The sequence below is a fragment of the Cribrihabitans neustonicus genome (assembly GCF_048820895.1).
GTDB classification, from domain to species: domain Bacteria; phylum Pseudomonadota; class Alphaproteobacteria; order Rhodobacterales; family Rhodobacteraceae; genus Cribrihabitans_A; species Cribrihabitans_A neustonicus.
This window is the reverse complement of record NZ_JBMERQ010000003.1, coordinates 101,843-118,457: the sequence shown is the minus strand read 5'-3', so window position 1 is coordinate 118,457 and position 16,615 is coordinate 101,843. Positions and strand designations below refer to the sequence as shown.

Genomic DNA, 16,615 nt, shown 5'->3' with positions numbered 1-16,615 from the left:
TGCCCCTCCCCTTCAGGTCTCCGGTTCAGGGCAAAGGTTTACGCGCGGCCGTAGGCCTCCGCAATGGCGACCTGCATCGCCTCCGCCGCCGGACGCTCACCCCAGACTGCAAGCTGGATCGCCGGGTAGTAGCGTTCCGACTGCGCCACCGCGGCGTTGATCATCGCGTCGATCTGCTGCGGGGAGGGCGCCTGCCCGCCGGTCAGCATCAGCCCGTAGCGGAACAGCATCAGCTTGTGCTCCGGCCAATAGGTGAAGGCGCCGTCCCAGCACTGATCGTTCATCGCGTTCAGAAGCTCGTAGAGCTGCGGCAGCTTGGCCTCAGGCGGCTCCATCTCGAAGCTGCAGATGAGCCGCAGGCATTCCTCGTATCCGGACCAGGCCAGGCTTACCGAGTAGGTGCGCCACTGCCCCTCGACCGACATCGCGATCTGATCGTCGCCGACCCTGTCGAACTCCCAGTCGTGATGCGCGGCGAGATGCTCGGCAATGTCAATCGGGTGAATTTCGTCGTCCAGGTGATGCTCGGAAAGTGCCATGATGCCACCTCTTTGTATTGCCCAGTCCGCCAGGCGCTATGCCCGCCACCGGCTGGCTTTTTATACCAAGGGACGGGGAGACAGCCCCGCTCCCTACCAGATATGGTGGCGGCGAATTAACAACGGAGCAACCCTTTATTTGGGGATATCTGCAATAAGTTGTGGATGAACTATCCACAGACCCCAAAATGCCGGCCGTTGCGGCCTGACGGGCTAGGCCTGTTGCCGCGGGAAACTGCTGCGCTGCAACAATGTCCGATTCTGAAAACTTCGCGGCACCCGTCCGCCCGCCCGCGTCTGGAAGGACTCCGGGCGAAGTTCTCCGGCAAAGGGCGGAGGTCAGCGGAAGGCGGGGCCGTGCGCCCAGACAGTGAGCGACTGGCGCTCGCCGCGGGTGATCGGCGTCACCTGGTGCAGCAGGAAGCTCGGAAACACCGTGGCGCTGCCCTGGCTGCGGCTGGCCGAGACCACATGCGCGCCCGGCATAACCTCCAGGTCGCCGCCGTCATAGGCGCCCGGCTTGCTGAGCTGCACCACAAGCGACAGTTTGCGCTTGCCCGCCACCGGCCCGTCGCCAATGTCGGAATGCCATGCAAAATGGCCGCCGTCGCTTGCTTGGTAGCTAGCTACCTGAGGGCTCTCGGCAAATTCGCGCAGGTCGAAATCGAAGGCCTCGGTGTTCACGCGGCGCACCAGCGAGATCAGCCGTTCCATCACCCAGCCCGCACCTGCCACGTCGTCCAGCCAAACCAGCCCGCCGCGGCGCAGATTGTGGTCGCGGTTGCGGCCAACCAGCAGCGCTTCACTCGTGGGAGAAGCTTTTGCTAGGGTGATGATTTCCGCGCATTCCCGCACTGTGAACGCATTCGGCACCGAAAAAACCGCGACCATGGCTATGACCTTCTCCTGCAGCAGAGGAGGCTTCTAACGGAATCGGCGCCTCATGCTGGGCAGTTTCCGACTTACCGGACAGAAAGCGACCAAAAGCCGCGCGAAACCCGCAGGCATTGGGAAGGTCCCAACCAAGAAACGCACCCGGTGGGGGGGGGACGGCGCGCTGTCAAATCCTGACTGGCCTGTGTGCTCAGCCGTCAGCCTGCTGGGAACTGCCGCCGCCTGCCGCGCCGCCTTGGGCCTCCAGCGCTTCCAGCCGCGCCTTCAGAGCCGCATTTTCCTCGCGCGCCTTCTGCGCCATGGCGCGCACGGCGTCGAATTCCTCGCGGGTGACGAAGTCGCGGTCCGCCAGCCAGCGGTCGATCATGCTCTTCATCGCGGTTTCCGCTTCCTCCCGCGCCCCCTGGGCCACGCCCATCGCGTTGGTCATAAGCTGGGAGATGTCGTCCAGGATCTTGTTGCGGCTTTGCATTGTCTACTCCGTCTCAGGCTTGATCCCTATATGGGCAAGCAAAGCCGTCGCGGCAAGCCGTTGACTTCCCCCAAGATGCAAAGGCATTCAGACTCCATGCAGGCTATGATCCCCTTCCCCGACCTTTCACCCGAAATCTTTTCCGTCACCATCGGCGGCATGGAGTTTGCGCTGCGCTGGTATGCGCTGGCCTATATCGCGGGCATTGTGATCGCCTGGCGGCTCGCCGTGGCGGCGCTGCGCCGTCCCGCGCTCTGGCCCGCGCAGGCGCCGCCGATGGAGCCGCAGAAAATGGAGGATCTGCTGACCTGGATCATCCTCGGCGTGATCCTTGGCGGGCGGCTCGGCTTCGTGCTGTTCTACCAGCCCGCCTATTACGCCGCGAACCCGGGCGAGATCCTGAAGATCTGGCAGGGCGGCATGGCCTTCCACGGCGGGCTTCTGGGGGTGGTGCTGGCGGTGCTGATCTATGCGCAGCGCCACAACATCCCGAAGCTGCAGATCGCCGACCTGATCGCCCACACCGTGCCGCCGGGGCTGCTGCTGGGGCGGCTGGCGAATTTCGTCAATGCCGAGCTCTGGGGGCGGCCCACCGATCTGGCTTGGGGAGTCGCTTTCCCGGGCCGTGCTGCGCAGGATTGCGGCCAGGCGCTCGGGGAGCTTTGCGCGCGCCATCCGTCGCAGCTCTATGAGGCGGCGATGGAGGGGCTGATCCTCGGCGTGCTGCTCCTGTGGCTGGCCTGGCGGCGCGGGGCGTTCCACCAGCCGGGGCTGATCCTTGGCACGTTCCTCGCGGGCTATGGGCTTGCGCGTTTCCTGGTGGAATTCGTGCGCCAGCCCGACGCGCAGTTCGTTTCGCCCGGCAACCCTCTTGGGCTGGCGTGGCATATCGGCGGTTACGGGCTCACCATGGGGCAGATCCTGTCGCTGCCGATGATCGCGCTCGGGCTGGTCTTCCTGCTGCGGGCGCTGAGGCCCCGGCGGAGCGCGGCATGAGCCTCGAAGCCCGCCTCAAGGCCCGAATCCGGGCCGAAGGCCCGATTTCGGTCGCGGACTACATGGCCGCTTGCCTGCTCGACCCGCAGGAAGGCTACTACAGCACCCGCGACCCCTTCGGCGCGGGCGGCGATTTCACCACCGCGCCGGAGATCAGTCAGATGTTCGGGGAACTCCTGGGGCTGGCGCTGGCTCAGGCTTGGCTGGACCAGGGCGCGCCGGCCGCCTTTACCCTGGCCGAGCTTGGCCCCGGCCGCGGCACACTGATGGCGGACCTCCTCCGCGCAACTCGTGGTGTGCCGGGCTTCCACACCGCAATGCAGATCCACCTGGTGGAGGCCTCCCCCGCCCTGCGCAAGCGGCAGGCGGAGGCACTCGCGGGCTATTCGCCGCAGTGGCGCGATACGGTGGAGGAGCTTCCGCAGCAGCCGCTGTTCCTGATCGCCAACGAGTTTTTCGACGCGCTGCCGGTGCGCCAGTTCATCCGCGGCGGCGCGGGCTGGTGCGAGCGGCGCATTGGAGTGCGCAAGGATGCGCTGACCTTTGGCCTTGGCGCGGAGGTGCCGCAGCCTGCGCTGGCGCACCGGCTCGCGGACACGCGCGACGGCGACCTGGTGGAACTCTGCGAAGCGGCGGCGCCCATCACCGCGGCTATCGCTGGGCGAATCGCGGAGCACGGCGGCGCCGCACTGATCCTGGACTATGGCGACTGGCGCTCCCTCGGCGATACCTTGCAGGCGCTCCGCCGGCATCAGCGCTGCCACCCGCTCGAAGCACCCGGCACTGCCGACCTGACCGTGCATGTGGATTTCGAAGTGCTCACGCTGGCAGCAAAAACCGCAGGTTGCGCGGTTTCGCGGCTCACGCCGCAGGGGATCTTTCTGGAACGGCTTGGCATCACCGAGCGCGCCCGCGCCTTGGCTGCATCCTTAAAAAGCGAAGCGCTGGAGGAACTGGTCGCGGCACATCGGCGGTTGACGCACCCGGAGGAAATGGGAAACCTGTTCAAAACTCTCGGCCTGTTTCCCGCCACCGCAACACTGCCACCAGGATTGCTCGCATGACGCTGGAGATACTCACCTCTGACCTTCTCGCCCCGGTCCGGCACGGGTTTTTCACCCGCAAGGGCGGCGCGTCATCAGGGGTCTTCACGGGGCTGAACTGCGGGCTCGGCTCGTCCGACCAGCGCGAGGCGGTGCAACTGAACCGCGCCCGGGTGGCGGCAGCGATGAATGCCGCGCCAGAGGATCTGGCCAGTGTGCATCAGGTCCATAGCGCCAGGGTAGAGGTGGTGACGCGCGCCGATGCCGCGCGGGCGGAGGCCGACGCGATGGTTACAAACGTGCCGGGTGTGGTGCTGACGATCCTCACCGCGGACTGCCAGCCGGTTCTGTTCTCCGATCCCGAGGCGGGCGTGATCGGCGCCGCCCACGCGGGCTGGCGCGGCACGCTGGACGGTGTTCTGGAGGCGACTCTCGAGGCAATGGAAAGCTTGGGCGCCATCCGCGGCCGCACGGTGGCAGTGATTGGTCCGACCATTTCGCAGCGCGCCTACGAGGTCGGACCTGAATTTTTCGATGATTTTATTGTCGAGAACCCCTTCTATGCGCGCTTTTTCGCCAACGGCGAAGGCGACCGCTATCTCTTCGACCTGCCCGGGCTGGGGCTGTTCAAACTGCGCGAAGCAGGCGTAAAAAACGCCGAATGGACCCGGCACTGCACCTATTCCGACCCGGCAAAGTTCTTCTCCTACCGCCGCGCGACCCACGCAAAGGAAGCCGACTACGGGCGCCTGATTTCTTGCATCCGGCTATAAGACAGGGTTAACGGCCCCGCCGCTGCCGCCGTCCTGAATGTGACCGCTTTGCGCCGCGCCCGCCGCATTTGCTTGGAGGGGCGGTCCCGCATCGCCTTTTTGCGCAAGGCCCGCCGGGCGCCGACCGGCGGCCGGACCGGTGCAGCGGAAGCTCTGCGGATTGCCCTGCGGGGGCCATATTGGCACCGCAAAGCTTACCGATACCTTTCTCAAAACAAGAACAGCGCGCGCCGCGCCCACGATGCGCGGACAGGAGAATGACCATGAAGACCCGCCCCCGTTTCCTCACTTCCATCTTGCGCGCCGCGCAGATGCCGCAGCCCGACCTGCCCTGGGCCAGCCGCCGTGCCGCCCGCAGGAAGGCCGCCTCGAATAAGGGCTGAGGCGTTACGGGAAGCGGAAAACCGGGGCAGCCGCGCGTTGACCTTTCTTTAGGAAATTCCCGCTAGCCGTCTGTGCCAGCGCCGCTTCCGCCGCAGCCCGAACCGGGCTTGACGGCGGCTTGTTTCGCTGGCCGCGCATTTACCAGTTCGCTTTTGATTTTTTGACAATTTGAACTAAAACCCGCCAAATTGGACGCATCCCAGTGCTCAAGCGCGTCTGTATTGCCGGTGGGGGCCGATGCAAACGGGCAGTTTGACAAGAAAGGTATTTTTACTCATGACGATCCCCCACATCCTGCCGCAGGCGGCAGCCGGTGCCGTTGAGGCCGCAGCTGTCTATCAAGACCCGGCCCGGCAGCGCCCGGCCGCAAGGCCGCAGCTGCGCCGCTACAACGTGGCCACCCTGCTGGACAACGGCAGCATCGCTGAGACCCGCCACACCGGGCCTGCCCTGCCCCTTTTCGAGAACGCATTCTGCGCCTTCAGCCGTGGCTCCCTGATCGAGACCCCGCATGGCCCCGTCGCTGTGGAGGACCTGCTGCCGGGGGATGAGATCGCCACCGCTGGCGGCGGCAGCCAGACGCTGATCTGGATCGGCCGCACGACGCTGGTGCCGGGACTGATGCCGGGCCGCGCGGAGAGCCGCATCGGCGCCGGCCTCACCAGCTTCATGGCCGACAGCCTTGGCCTTAACCGGCCCTCCGCCTCCATGGTGGCCGGGCCTGCCGCACGGCTGCTGCGCACACCGCCGCACCTGCGCGCCCAGGCCGGAACCGCGCCGCTCCTTTCACCGGCGGCTGACTTCCGTGATGGCATGAATATCTTCGAGACCGCGCCGCCGGCTCCGGTAGAGCTCTATCACCTCTGCCTGCCGCGCCACGCGGTGATCAGCGTGGGCGGGCTGGAGTTCGAAAGCTACCACCCGGGTCCGGATGCGCTGAAGCTTGTGAGCTATCCGATCAAAACGCTGTTTCTGAACATGTTCAGTCATGCCAGCAGCATCGCGGATTTCGGCCCGCTGGCCTGCGCCCGCGCCGATGCCGCACCCTACGTGCCGGAGGCTCTGGCGGTCTGAACCGGAACCCCCAAAAGCGGAGCGGTCAGGCCTCGCGTGCCAGCCGCTCCTCAAGCACCTCGAACGGCACGCCGGGGTCATCCTTGGCGCCGCGGATCACCAGCGAGGTCTTGACGCTGGCGACGTTCGGCGTGGTCAGCAGATCGCCAGTCAGAAAGCTCTGGAAGGTGCTGAGATCGGGGGAGACGCATTTCAGGATGAAGTCCACCTCGCCGTTCAGCATGTGGCACTCGCGGACCAAAGGCCAGCCGCGGCACTTCGCCTCGAACGCGCTGAGCTCGGCCTCGGCCTGACTTTCAAGCCCGACCATGGCGAAAACCTGCACCTCGAAGCCAAGCTCGCGCGCGTTCACTTCCGCATGATAGCCGCGGATCAGCCCGGCCTCCTCGAGGGCCCTGACCCGGCGCAGGCACGGCGGCGCTGAGATGCCGACCCGTTTGGCCAGCTCGACATTCGTCATCCGCCCATCGGCCTGTAGCTCCGAAAGAATCATGCGATCAATCGGATCAAGACGCGTCGTGACCATGCCGGAACTCCTATGGATTTTCGGTTGTTATACCACCGCCGCGCAGGCGCGCAACAATATTTCAGGGCCGCGCAATATTCTTTGCCCTCCGGAAATTCAACCCCATTTACCCGCTGCGCGCATGGCGGCTGCCGCAGCCGGGGGTTTAAGCCTGCGGACGGGGCCGCTATATGCAATGCCTGACGGCGGCAAGCCCGCCAGGCTGCATCACGTGGGGAATAGAGATGAGCGACACGCGCCACACCAAGGTTCTGATCATCGGGTCCGGGCCCGCCGGCTATACCGCGGGGGTCTACGCCGCCCGCGCCATGCTGGAACCGGTTCTGGTTCAGGGCATCGAGCCCGGCGGCCAGCTGACCACCACCACCGAGGTGGAAAACTGGCCCGGCGACACCGAGGTGCAGGGCCCTGACCTGATGGTGCGCATGCAGGACCACGCCAAGGCGATGGGCTGCGACGTCGTCGGCGACATCATAACCTCGCTTGACACCAGCCAGCGCCCCTTCGTGGCCAAAGGCGACAGCGGCACCACCTATACCGCCGACGCGGTGATCCTCGCGACCGGCGCCCGTGCCAAGTGGCTGGGCCTGGAGAGCGAGGAGAAGTTCAAGGGCTTCGGCGTTTCCGCCTGCGCCACCTGCGACGGCTTCTTCTACCGCGGCCAGGAGATCGTGGTAATCGGCGGCGGCAACACCGCGGTCGAGGAAGCACTGTTCCTGACCAACTTTGCCTCCAAGGTCACGCTGATCCACCGCCGCGACGAGCTGCGGGCGGAGAAAATCCTGCAAGACCGGCTGATGAAGAACGAGAAAATCGAAACGCTCTGGTTCCACACCCTGGAAGAGGTCGTGGGCACCGACAACCCGCTGGGTGTCGAGGGCGTGGTGGTGAAGAACGTCGAGACCGGCGCGCTGAAGGAGATCCCCTGCAAGGGCGTCTTCGTCGCGATTGGCCACGCGCCCGCCAACGAGCTGGTGAAGGACGTGCTGGAGCTGCACAACGGCGGCTACGTGAAGGTAAAGCCCGGCACCACGGAGACCTCGATCCCCGGCATCTTTGCAGCCGGCGATCTCACCGACCATGTTTACCGCCAAGCTGTGACCTCGGCAGGGATGGGCTGCATGGCGGCGCTGGACGCCGAGCGTTTCCTGGCCGGGCAGAACTGACCCGCCTGCGCACTTGAATCACCCGGTTTGAGCATTTCGGAACGCGGCGGCACTCCCGCCGCGTTTTCATTCTTAAAAGATCCTTTTTTCGGGTTGGTAAGCCGCTGCTGCCGGAAATATGCCTCATCAGCGCGTGTTTTATGCGACCGCATCATACGCCTTCCATGCCCACCCGAATATCTCGTAGCGCGGCCGAAGGCCGCTGCGCATCCCCGGCGCGCGCCCGCACGGAGGCGATGCGCGGCGTCTTGCCCTGGGGCTTTGGCGGACCGATCCTCATAACGGGCCAGCTCGGATCGCGGGCATCTCCATTATCTGGCCGCCGCCCGCCCTGCCGGAGCAGCGCCGCCTTGTCTTGACCCGCGACGCGCCGCCCCGCACTCTGTAAACGGGACGCGGGGAACGGAGGCACCGGTGGCAAACCCGCTGTGGAGAGGCGACTGGATTACCCGCACGCGCATCGTCACCGGACTGGTGCTTCTTACCTACGCCTTCTTCCATTTCCTGAACATCGGCCTCGGACTGTTGGCACCCGCCTGGATGGAAGCTTTCCAGGACGTCCGCCAATGGTTCAGCCGCAGCCTGGCGGGCAGCCTTATTCTTTATGCCTCTCTGATTTTGCACCCCGGCCTTGCCCTGTGGCGGCTGGCGCGGCGGCGCTCTTTGAGGATGCCCTTTGGCGAGGGCCTGCAAACTGTGCTCGGCCTGCTGATCCCGCTGCAGCTTCTGAGCCATCTCGCCTACACCCGCTATTCGCACGAGTTTTTCGGGGTGAACGACGAAATGCCCTATATCATCGTGCTGATGTGGGACTCGCCCGCGGTCTGGAAGCAATCGGCGCTGCTCCTCGCGGTCTGGTTTCACGGCTGCATCGGGCTGCACTACTGGCTGCGGCTGACCCGGTGGTGGCGGCGGCTGATCCCGTGGATGGCCGGGCTTGCCGTCTTCGTGCCCGGCTTTGCCCTGGCGGGGCTTCTGACCGAAGGCCGCCGGATTCATGCCCTGTTCGTAGAAGGCAGCCAGCGCGCTGCCCTGATGGAGGGCTTCAACTGGCCCGCGCGGCCTGTTTTCGACACGCTGCGCGCGATCGAACGCGGCTGGATCGAGGCCTTCATTCTGCTGCTCGCGCTCACTGCGGCGGCCTACCTGCTGCGCAAGCTGCCCGGCCGCCGCCGCCGGGTGCGGATCCGCTATGTCTATGGGCCTGAAATCACGGGCGAGCGCGGCATGACGCTTTTGGAGATGTCGCGGGCCAACAGCGTGCCGCATGCTTCGCTCTGCGGCGGCAAGGGGCGCTGCACCACCTGCCGCGTGGTGGTGGAGGAAGGCGGCGGCAGCCTGCCTCCCCCCGCCCCGCCCGAGGCGCGAAGCCTGGCCGCGGTGAAGGCACCGGCCAACGTGCGGCTTGCCTGCCAGATCCGGCCGACAGCGCCGCTCACCGTGGCGCGCATGTTCCGCCCCGACGGCCGCAAGGGCCGCGCCCACGCGAGCCAGGGAAGCGAGCGCCAGCTGGCGATCCTGTTTCTCGACATGCGCGGTTTCACCGCCCGCACCGCCGGCCATCTGCCCTATGATGTGGTGTTCCTGCTGAACCGGTTCTTTGACGCGGTGGTGCCCGCGATCACCGAGGCAGGCGGCAGCGTCGACAAATATCTGGGCGACGGGCTGCTTGCGCTGTTCGAAGCGCCCTCGCCCGCCCGCTCCGCCCGCGCCGGCCTGGAGGCCGCGGCGGCGATCGGCGCAGCACTCGAACGCTTCAACCAGGCGCTCGCGGAACAGGGCGAGCCCGCGGTGAAGATCGGCATCGGCCTGCACTTGGGCGAGCTGGTGCTGGGCGAAATCGGCAGCCTGGGCCACGCCACGCGCACCATTATCGGCGGCACCGTCAACACCGCCAGCCGGCTGGAGGCCAAGACCAAAGAACTGGGGCTGGAGCTTCTGGTCTCGGCCCCGGTGCTGGAAGCGGCGGGCCACCCCCCCGGCGATCTGGCCCTTCAGGACATTCAGCTGCGCGGCCTTTCCAAGCCATTGCCCGCCCTGCCCGTCCGCCGCGCGGCGGCGCTGCCACAGCTGCTCGCCCGCGAACAGCCGCCATCCGGCGCCGCACCGCGGCCAAACCATCTCCCAAACGAAAGGGGCAAGAGCGGATAACTGCCCGTTTCGGGCGCTCCAGGCACACATTGTCCTTTTTCCCCCTGCGTCGCCGTGGGGCGCTAGACATTCTTTACCACCGCAGGTTATTGCGCCCGCAGAACCGCGCGCCGCCGCGCCCCTTGTGGACAGTGATGAGAGACTTCCCATGACGATGTTGAGCAATTTGGCCCCAATCCCCGAACTTTATGTATCCTACGACTCCGCGCAGAAGCTGAAGGTCGAGGCGGCAAGCTTGAAGAGCCACGACCTGAGCCCGCGCCAGATCTGCGATCTGGAGCTTCTGATGAACGGCGGCTTCAACCCGCTGAAAGGGTTCCTGTCGGAAGAGGATTACAACGGCGTCGTCGACAACATGCGCCTTGCGGACGGCACCCTGTGGCCGATGCCGATCACCCTGGACGTCTCCGAAGATTTCGCCGCCTCGCTGGAAGTGGGCGAAGACATCGCGCTGCGCGACCAGGAAGGCGTGATCCTGGCCACCATGACCGTGACCGACCGCTGGGAGCCGAACAAGTCGCGTGAGGCCGAAAAAGTCTTCGGCGCCGACGATGACGCGCACCCGGCCGTTAATTACCTGCATAACACTGCAGGCAAGATCTACCTGGGCGGCCCCGTGACCGGCATTCAGCAGCCCGTGCACTATGACTTCCGCGGCCGCCGCGACACTCCGAACGAGCTGCGCGCCTACTTCCGCAAGCTGGGCTGGCGCAAGATCGTCGCCTTCCAGACCCGCAACCCGCTGCACCGCGCGCACCAGGAGCTGACCTTCCGTGCTGCCAAGGAAGCTCAGGCCAACCTGCTGATCCACCCGGTTGTCGGCATGACCAAACCGGGCGACGTCGACCACTTCACCCGCGTGCGCTGCTACGAAGCGGTGCTCGACAAGTACCCGGCCGCCACCACTTCGATGTCGCTGCTGAACCTGGCGATGCGCATGGCCGGCCCGCGCGAGGCGGTCTGGCACGGGCTGATCCGCGCCAATCACGGCTGCACCCACTTCATCGTCGGCCGCGACCACGCAGGCCCGGGCAAGAACAGCCAGGGCGAGGATTTCTATGGGCCTTATGACGCGCAGGACCTGTTCCGCGAGTACGAAAAGGAAATCGGCCTCGAAATGGTTGATTTCAAGCACATGGTCTATGTGCAGGAACGCGCCCAGTACGAGCCCGCCGACGAGATCGCCGACAAGGATGACGTGACCATCCTCAACATCTCCGGCACCGAACTGCGCCGCCGCCTGGCGGAAGGGCTGGAGATCCCGGAATGGTTCTCCTTCCCCGAGGTGGTTTCCGAGCTGCGCAAGACCAAGCCGCCGCGCTCCAAGCAGGGCTTCACCGTGTTCTTCACCGGCTTCTCCGGCTCCGGCAAATCCACCATCGCCAACGCGCTGATGGTCAAGCTGATGGAGATGGGCGGCCGCCCGGTGACCCTGCTCGATGGCGACATCGTGCGCAAGAACCTCAGCTCCGAGCTGGGGTTCTCGAAAGCGCACCGCGACCTCAACATCCGCCGCATCGGCTACGTCGCGTCCGAGATCACCAAGAACGGCGGCATTGCCATCTGTGCGCCGATCGCACCCTATGCGGCCACCCGCCGCGCCGTGCGCGAAGAGATCGAGCAGTTCGGCGCATTCATCGAAGTGCATGTTGCCACCTCGATCGAGGAATGCGAACGCCGCGACCGAAAGGGCCTCTACAAGCTGGCGCGGGAAGGCAAGATCAAGGAGTTCACCGGCATCTCCGACCCCTATGACGTGCCGCAGAACCCGGAACTGCGGGTTGAGACCGAAGGCACCGATGTCGACAACTGCGCCCACCAGGTGCTGCTGAAGCTGGAAAGCATGGGGCTCATCGCCGGCTGATCCGGGCGAACCCGCAACACAGAAACGGCCCGCCAGCCGGCGGGCCGTTTTCCGTTCTCAGGGCCGGAATTTCCGCATCGTTCCGGCCCCGCAGCCCGCCGCCCTGTCTAGTGGCAGACGGGCCCGTTGGCCTGCGGGCCCTTGGCCTCAGCCGGGTTCCACGACGCGCCCGCCGGCAAGGTGAAGCTGTCCCCGGCCCGCGGACGGCGCCGTTCTTTCCAGGCCTGGCTCACCCATACGGCAGGGTGTTCCGCCGCTTCCATGCGCGGCGCCCAACCGTGCACGGACACACTCAACTGCGACGCATCGTGCTGCGCGGTAATCTTCAAACTGTCACCCGGCCCAGCCTGTTCCGGACGGTCCAGCAGGAAGGCCGTGCGGCCCCAATGGCCGCCGGAGTTCAAACCATTAGACACCTCGATACCGGGGGCCAGTTCCATTTCGAAGCTGACGAAGACGGCATGAGCGGTGCCGGTTCGGGTACAGGCGAGATCTTCCGTCGCGCGTGCCGGAGTCATGCTCGGACGCGTAAAGTCAAAGCTGAATAGTCCGGTTACCGGACCCAGGGAGCGCAGTTCGCAGGCGTCTAGATCATTCGGCGTGATCTGCGCAACCCGCGCCAGGCGATGAAACGCGCTCAGATCAAAGCCCTCTGCCTCCTGAGGCCGCCAGAGGTCCAGCAGTTTGCGGCTCTCCACCAGCTGCGCCACCAGTGTCCCTCGTTCGGGAATCGCGCGCGCATCGGGTTTGGCAAGCGCACCCATGGCGTGGGTGAGGGTCGCGAGCGCCCCTTCGCCAAGCAGAACTGTATCGACGATTTCCGAGATCACGACGTCTGCCCGTTCCGGAATATCCTCCCCGACGACGATGTCGTGAGACCATTTCGGGATGACCGTGATCCTGTCACTCAGGCCATTGTCCGCGATCACACGGGCGGCGGCCTCGGCGATCAGCGGCTGCTGCTCGCAGGTGTAAACGTGCTTTGCCCCCGCCCGCGCCGCCAGCATCGCCGTCAGACCGGCGCCACAGCCGATATCCAGCACCACGTCCCCCGGCTTCACCTTTGCCGCAATCGCGCTGGCATAGGCCTGGTTGCGCGCCGTATCCGCGAGCATGGGGAAGTGCCAGCGGGGGACGAACATCTGATGCAGCCGCTCCTGCAGCACCTGCGCCTCATGGTGCTGCGGGTCCTTGGCCAGCGCCGCCGCGAGGATCTGCGATGTCCGCAAACCGCCGTCCGCCAGAGTTTCCGATTTTGCGAGCTGGACCAGCCTTTCCGCCTCCTGAGAAGCTTGGTGAGGGCGGTCGGGCGAAGGCCGGGGCGTCTGTCGTTGGAGCAACTTCTGTTTTTCCTTGTTTTAAAGCAAATACAACAGTTTGGACTATTCCCTACTCGCGTCTAACAATTGGTAAAGGCGGCCCGGCCGCAGCCCGCTCATGGGCTCGGAACTGGCGTTCGTGCCAGGCAAATCGGCCAAAAGCCCCGGTTATCGAGGATACCGGGGCTTTGCAGCGCTGTTCCGCCCTGCCGCGCGCGTCCGGCCGGCAGCTTGATCCTTAGAGCTGCTCCGGCAGATCCACCGTACCGCGCATCAGCACAAAGCCTTCGCCCGCAACCCGCACGCCCTCAATCTCCTGCGCCGAGCCGATCCGGCTGACGCGGGCCTGGCCGGGGCGGCCGAGGCCATGGCCCTGTTCGGCAATGAATTCGGGGCTGTCCAGCATGCCGTGATGCCAGAGGTAGGAGGCCATCGCACCTGTGGCGGAGCCGGTGAATGGGTCTTCCGGCGGGCTTGGCGGGGCCATCAGCAGCCGCGAGAATGTATCGCCCGCCCCGGTCGCCCCTTCCAGCGTCACCAGAAAGGGCTCCATCATGTCGATGCCATCCGCGCCGAGCGAAGCGCCAAGGCGCCGCAGCGCGTTCAGGTTCAGCCGCGCTGCCTCCAGCGCCTTGCGGTTTTTCAGCACGGTGATGCAGAATGGCAGCCCGGTTGAAACCTTGCGCGGCTGGCCCACAATCGCGTCCTCGGGCAGCGACACCGCCGCAGCCACCAGCGCGGGGTCGGCAAACGGGCCGAACTGAGGGGCCACCTGTGTCATCTCGATCATGCCGCCGTCGAGCCGCACCGGAACCAGCCCGGCACCGGTCTCCAGAGTGATGCTGTCCCCTTCGATCAGCCCGCGGTCGCGCATCGCCGCCACGGTGGCGAGCGTCGGGTGGCCCGCAAAAGGGATTTCGCGGCTGGCGAGGAAATAGCGCACCTTGATGTCGGCCACCTCGGACGGGCCGGTGAAGGTGCATTCGACCAGCGAAGTCTCCCGCACGTAAGCGGTGCAAACCTCTTCCGGCAGGGCTGCGCCGCCATGCACCACCGCGCAGCCGTTGCCGCCAAAGGCCCGCGACGAGAATGCGTCCACCCAATCGAAGTCAAACCGTGCCATCACGCCCTCCCAGCATGTATTTCTCCCGGCAGTAAAAAGGCGGGCCAAGGCCCGCCTCGCGCATCTTGTGGAAACCCAGAGCGGCCGTCAATGGGCCGCCGCCGGCGCGTCAGTGAACCGGTACCGGAGTGAAATCGTTCTGCCGCGCCAGCACGAAGGCCAGGCGGCGGTCCGCGACCAGCGCCAGCTGCCCGCCAGAGGTGTCGTGGACCGAATAGAGATGCTTCCGGCCGCCCGCCCCCGCCTGCACTTCCTTGGGCAAATCCGCCACATTGACCGCCTTCACGTAGACGGTCCGCTGTCCGGCATCGTTGAAGTCATACGGTGTGTGCATCGCTCTTACCCCTTTCTGATGTTGATCGTCTGAACCACCGTTTCCGGCCGCGCGCGGGTCAAATCCACGTGCAGCAAGCCATTTTCCATCACCGCTTCGCCCACTTCCACGCCATCGGCCAGCACGAACATGCGCTGGAACTGGCGGGCGGCGATGCCGCGGTGGAGGAACACCCGCCCGTCGCTGTCGTCGCGCTGGCGGCCGCGGATCACCAGCTGCCGGTCCTCGACCGTGATGGTGAGGTCGTCTTCGGCAAAGCCGGCGACGGCCAGGGTGATCCGGTAGGAATGATCGGAGGTTTGTTCGATATTGTACGGGGGGTAACCCTCGTTGCCCGACTTCGCCGAGCGTTCCAGGAGGCGTTCCAGCTGCTCGAACCCCAGCATGTGCGGGTAAGAGCCCAAAGTAAGTTTCGACACTTTTTTCGTCCTTTGTTCGAAAGCGACGGGTCTGTGCGGCCCCTGTTCCGGCGGCCGCTCCTGCAAGAATATGGGAAGATTCTCCCCGATCACAAGGCCATGCGCGCATTTGCGCAGGGAACGGCGCGAAATTATTCCGGCCCCGGCGCAGGACTTGACGCCCGCTGCGCGCAGGTTTCCGCTGCCGCACCGCCAGGAGACGCCAGCCCGGAAAATTGCGCCCTGCATGCCGCTTAGCCCCAAATAACGTCTGCCGAGACTAGCCGAACAACCGTTAAGGAAGTATCTTGCCGCCTACCCCATTCATCAGCTTGCAGAGTCGCCCATGAATGCCCCCACCGATATTTCGATGAAGACCGATGAGGTATTGAAGGTTGAGCTGGAAGTTTTCCGCCGTCAGCACCGCGACCTGGACGCCGCAATTTCGGCGCTTGAAGACCGCGGCACCGGTGATCAGCTCACCATCCGCCGCCTGAAGAAGCAAAAGCTCGTCCTGAAAGACAAGATCGCGCTGATCGAAGACCGGCTGACCCCGGATATCATAGCCTGACGGCCTATGCTGGCACGGCGGCGGCCAACGGACGAGCCTTGATCTGCATAGATACGCCACTCTCCCGTGCTAAACCAGCTTCCTGCGAAAGCACTGGTGCCTTTGTCTCGCACGCATTCTACCTCACCAAAGGCGACCCGCTCGGATTGAGCATCAGGTAGGCAGCCGCCGGCCTTACCGGATGGTCAAGCCTGTCAAAACGGCCTGCGAGAAGCCCGCTCCCGCGACGGCAGCCGAGCGGTTCGCCGGGCCGGAATTCGTGGTTCCGGAGTTCAGCCTCGCCGCGATGCTCTCCATCCTGCCGGCCGCGATCGCGCCAGCGATCTAGCATCGCCGGCATCATGGCAATCTCCAGCGTGAGCAGGCGCGGCTGCATGGAAAACCCCGGCATACAGAACAACATGCCGAGCGGCGGATCCTGCCGCAGCAGCGGGACTGATCCCGCAAAGCTCCAGAGCCGCTCTTCCGGCAGCTTCGGTTACCTTTTCTCCGGCTTCAAATGCCGGATCCGTGCCACATGCTCTGCAATATCCTCCCGGCTGAACTTGGAATGCACCCGCTTGCCCGAGGCCGGATGATGCCCCAGCCCCAGCTTCAGTTCCGCCCGCCACGCATTTTGCGGCCTGATCGGCCGCGGCGCAAAGCCGCCGCCGCAAATGGGGCAGACATCGTGCAGCACCTGCTCCACGCAGTCCGCGCAATAGGTACACTCATAGGAACAGATCCGCGCCTCCACCGAATCCGGCGGCAGATCCTTATCGCACAGCTCGCAATTGGGGCGCAGTTCCAGCATCACACTCTTCCTATCCGGCAGCCACCCTGCCCCAGACTCCCGCATCGCGCAAGCCATTCCGCGCATCTCCGCGCCGCATGCCCGTGCGGCGCCACGCCCAACCGCAAGGTGGTGCAGCTCGGCTGCATGCCGCGCGGGCGGGAGCCCGCCCCTCTGCGGCATCGCGCCAGGGCCCGTAAAACAGGGCAAATCCGC

18 protein-coding genes are annotated in these 16,615 nt (G+C 65.4%); 9 read left to right on the top strand and 9 right to left on the bottom strand.

What is annotated here, in order from left to right:
• Positions 1–38: 38 nt before the first annotated feature.
• The 3 genes from ACOHWE_RS10025 to ACOHWE_RS10015 all read right to left on the bottom strand — a co-directional run bounded on the left by ACOHWE_RS10025 (position 39) and on the right by ACOHWE_RS10015 (position 1,905).
• Positions 39–539 (bottom strand): type III secretion system chaperone family protein, encoded by a 501-nt coding sequence (locus ACOHWE_RS10025; RefSeq protein WP_420666090.1) that lies wholly within the window; start codon positions 537–539, stop codon positions 39–41.
• 339 nt (positions 540–878) lie between these two features.
• Positions 879–1,430 (bottom strand): 2OG-Fe(II) oxygenase, encoded by a 552-nt coding sequence (locus ACOHWE_RS10020; RefSeq protein ID WP_420666089.1) that lies wholly within the window; start codon positions 1,428–1,430, stop codon positions 879–881.
• 193 nt (positions 1,431–1,623) lie between these two features.
• Complete coding sequence (locus tag ACOHWE_RS10015; protein ID WP_420666088.1) at positions 1,624–1,905, bottom strand: accessory factor UbiK family protein; 282 nt, start codon at positions 1,903–1,905, stop codon at positions 1,624–1,626.
• Positions 1,906–2,001: 96 nt separating this feature from the next.
• Between ACOHWE_RS10015 and lgt the strand changes: the two genes are divergently transcribed.
• The 4 genes from lgt to ACOHWE_RS09995 all read left to right on the top strand — a co-directional run bounded on the left by lgt (position 2,002) and on the right by ACOHWE_RS09995 (position 6,175).
• Positions 2,002–2,901, top strand: a complete 900-nt coding sequence (gene lgt, locus ACOHWE_RS10010; protein WP_420666087.1) for a prolipoprotein diacylglyceryl transferase — start codon at positions 2,002–2,004, stop codon at positions 2,899–2,901.
• Positions 2,898–3,965: a class I SAM-dependent methyltransferase gene (locus ACOHWE_RS10005; RefSeq protein ID WP_420666085.1), complete on the top strand. Its 1,068-nt coding sequence runs from the start codon at positions 2,898–2,900 to the stop codon at positions 3,963–3,965. The genes lgt and ACOHWE_RS10005 overlap by 4 nt, the downstream gene beginning before the upstream one ends.
• On the top strand, positions 3,962–4,717 hold the full coding sequence (pgeF, locus tag ACOHWE_RS10000; RefSeq protein WP_420666084.1) for a peptidoglycan editing factor PgeF: 756 nt from the start codon (positions 3,962–3,964) through the stop codon (positions 4,715–4,717). Before ACOHWE_RS10005 ends, pgeF begins: the two co-directional genes overlap by 4 nt.
• A 660-nt stretch (positions 4,718–5,377) precedes the next feature.
• The gene (locus tag ACOHWE_RS09995) at positions 5,378–6,175 is read left to right on the top strand and encodes a Hint domain-containing protein (RefSeq protein WP_420666083.1); all 798 of its coding nucleotides are present in this window, start codon (positions 5,378–5,380) and stop codon (positions 6,173–6,175) included.
• A 25-nt stretch (positions 6,176–6,200) separates the two neighbouring features.
• On the opposite strand, the gene ACOHWE_RS09990 is transcribed toward ACOHWE_RS09995, so the two are convergent.
• Entirely contained in the window at positions 6,201–6,701 is a 501-nt protein-coding gene (locus tag ACOHWE_RS09990; protein WP_420666082.1) for an Lrp/AsnC family transcriptional regulator, read from the bottom strand.
• Between the two features lie 224 nt (positions 6,702–6,925).
• On the opposite strand from ACOHWE_RS09990, the gene trxB reads away from it, so the two are divergent.
• The 3 genes from trxB (at position 6,926) to ACOHWE_RS09975 (ending at position 11,882) form a co-directional block, all read left to right on the top strand.
• Positions 6,926–7,867: a thioredoxin-disulfide reductase gene (trxB, locus tag ACOHWE_RS09985; protein WP_420666081.1), complete on the top strand. Its 942-nt coding sequence runs from the start codon at positions 6,926–6,928 to the stop codon at positions 7,865–7,867.
• A gap of 414 nt (positions 7,868–8,281) precedes the next feature.
• A complete protein-coding gene (locus ACOHWE_RS09980; RefSeq protein WP_420666080.1) occupies positions 8,282–10,018 on the top strand; it encodes an adenylate/guanylate cyclase domain-containing protein in 1,737 nt (578 codons plus the stop codon).
• A gap of 148 nt (positions 10,019–10,166) precedes the next feature.
• On the top strand, positions 10,167–11,882 hold the full coding sequence (locus ACOHWE_RS09975; RefSeq protein ID WP_420666079.1) for a bifunctional sulfate adenylyltransferase/adenylylsulfate kinase: 1,716 nt from the start codon (positions 10,167–10,169) through the stop codon (positions 11,880–11,882).
• 107 nt (positions 11,883–11,989) lie between these two features.
• Here the strand turns inward: ACOHWE_RS09975 and ACOHWE_RS09970 are convergent, their stop codons facing one another.
• The 4 genes from ACOHWE_RS09970 to ACOHWE_RS09955 form a co-directional block, all read right to left on the bottom strand.
• Entirely contained in the window at positions 11,990–13,222 is a 1,233-nt protein-coding gene (locus tag ACOHWE_RS09970; protein ID WP_420666078.1) for a class I SAM-dependent methyltransferase, read from the bottom strand.
• A 217-nt stretch (positions 13,223–13,439) separates the two neighbouring features.
• The gene (locus ACOHWE_RS09965; RefSeq protein ID WP_420666077.1) at positions 13,440–14,324 is read right to left on the bottom strand and encodes a PhzF family phenazine biosynthesis protein; all 885 of its coding nucleotides are present in this window, start codon (positions 14,322–14,324) and stop codon (positions 13,440–13,442) included.
• A gap of 109 nt (positions 14,325–14,433) precedes the next feature.
• Positions 14,434–14,658 (bottom strand): DUF1150 family protein, encoded by a 225-nt coding sequence (locus ACOHWE_RS09960; protein WP_420666076.1) that lies wholly within the window; start codon positions 14,656–14,658, stop codon positions 14,434–14,436.
• A 5-nt stretch (positions 14,659–14,663) separates the two neighbouring features.
• Complete coding sequence (locus ACOHWE_RS09955; RefSeq protein WP_420666075.1) at positions 14,664–15,077, bottom strand: Hsp20 family protein; 414 nt, start codon at positions 15,075–15,077, stop codon at positions 14,664–14,666.
• A gap of 325 nt (positions 15,078–15,402) precedes the next feature.
• On the opposite strand from ACOHWE_RS09955, the gene ACOHWE_RS09950 reads away from it, so the two are divergent.
• Together ACOHWE_RS09950 and ACOHWE_RS09945 are read left to right on the top strand one after the other, a co-directional pair.
• Complete coding sequence (locus tag ACOHWE_RS09950; RefSeq protein WP_420666074.1) at positions 15,403–15,627, top strand: YdcH family protein; 225 nt, start codon at positions 15,403–15,405, stop codon at positions 15,625–15,627.
• Positions 15,628–15,808: 181 nt separating this feature from the next.
• Positions 15,809–15,955, top strand: a complete 147-nt coding sequence (locus ACOHWE_RS09945; protein ID WP_420666073.1) for a hypothetical protein — start codon at positions 15,809–15,811, stop codon at positions 15,953–15,955.
• A gap of 150 nt (positions 15,956–16,105) precedes the next feature.
• On the opposite strand, the gene ACOHWE_RS09940 is transcribed toward ACOHWE_RS09945, so the two are convergent.
• Positions 16,106–16,420, bottom strand: coding sequence for a DUF1272 domain-containing protein (locus tag ACOHWE_RS09940; RefSeq protein WP_420666071.1), 315 nt, complete (start codon positions 16,418–16,420; stop codon positions 16,106–16,108).
• Positions 16,421–16,615 lie beyond the last annotated feature (195 nt).

Bases quoted from the DNA above. Each gene is read 5' to 3' on its own strand.
- ACOHWE_RS10025 (WP_420666090.1), bottom strand. From the start codon at position 539: ATGGCACTTTCCGAGCATCACCTGGACGACGAAATTCACCCGATTGAC.
- ACOHWE_RS10020 (WP_420666089.1), bottom strand. From the start codon at position 1,430: ATGGTCGCGGTTTTTTCGGTGCCGAATGCGTTCACAGTGCGGGAATGC.
- ACOHWE_RS10015 (WP_420666088.1), bottom strand. From the start codon at position 1,905: ATGCAAAGCCGCAACAAGATCCTGGACGACATCTCCCAGCTTATGACC.
- lgt (WP_420666087.1), top strand. From the start codon at position 2,002: ATGCAGGCTATGATCCCCTTCCCCGACCTTTCACCCGAAATCTTTTCC.
- ACOHWE_RS10005 (WP_420666085.1), top strand. From the start codon at position 2,898: ATGAGCCTCGAAGCCCGCCTCAAGGCCCGAATCCGGGCCGAAGGCCCG.
- pgeF (WP_420666084.1), top strand. From the start codon at position 3,962: ATGACGCTGGAGATACTCACCTCTGACCTTCTCGCCCCGGTCCGGCAC.
- ACOHWE_RS09995 (WP_420666083.1), top strand. From the start codon at position 5,378: ATGACGATCCCCCACATCCTGCCGCAGGCGGCAGCCGGTGCCGTTGAG.
- ACOHWE_RS09990 (WP_420666082.1), bottom strand. From the start codon at position 6,701: ATGGTCACGACGCGTCTTGATCCGATTGATCGCATGATTCTTTCGGAG.
- trxB (WP_420666081.1), top strand. From the start codon at position 6,926: ATGAGCGACACGCGCCACACCAAGGTTCTGATCATCGGGTCCGGGCCC.
- ACOHWE_RS09975 (WP_420666079.1), top strand. From the start codon at position 10,167: ATGACGATGTTGAGCAATTTGGCCCCAATCCCCGAACTTTATGTATCC.
- ACOHWE_RS09965 (WP_420666077.1), bottom strand. From the start codon at position 14,324: ATGGCACGGTTTGACTTCGATTGGGTGGACGCATTCTCGTCGCGGGCC.
- ACOHWE_RS09960 (WP_420666076.1), bottom strand. From the start codon at position 14,658: ATGCACACACCGTATGACTTCAACGATGCCGGACAGCGGACCGTCTAC.
- ACOHWE_RS09950 (WP_420666074.1), top strand. From the start codon at position 15,403: ATGAATGCCCCCACCGATATTTCGATGAAGACCGATGAGGTATTGAAG.
- ACOHWE_RS09945 (WP_420666073.1), top strand. From the start codon at position 15,809: ATGGTCAAGCCTGTCAAAACGGCCTGCGAGAAGCCCGCTCCCGCGACG.
- ACOHWE_RS09940 (WP_420666071.1), bottom strand. From the start codon at position 16,420: ATGCTGGAACTGCGCCCCAATTGCGAGCTGTGCGATAAGGATCTGCCG.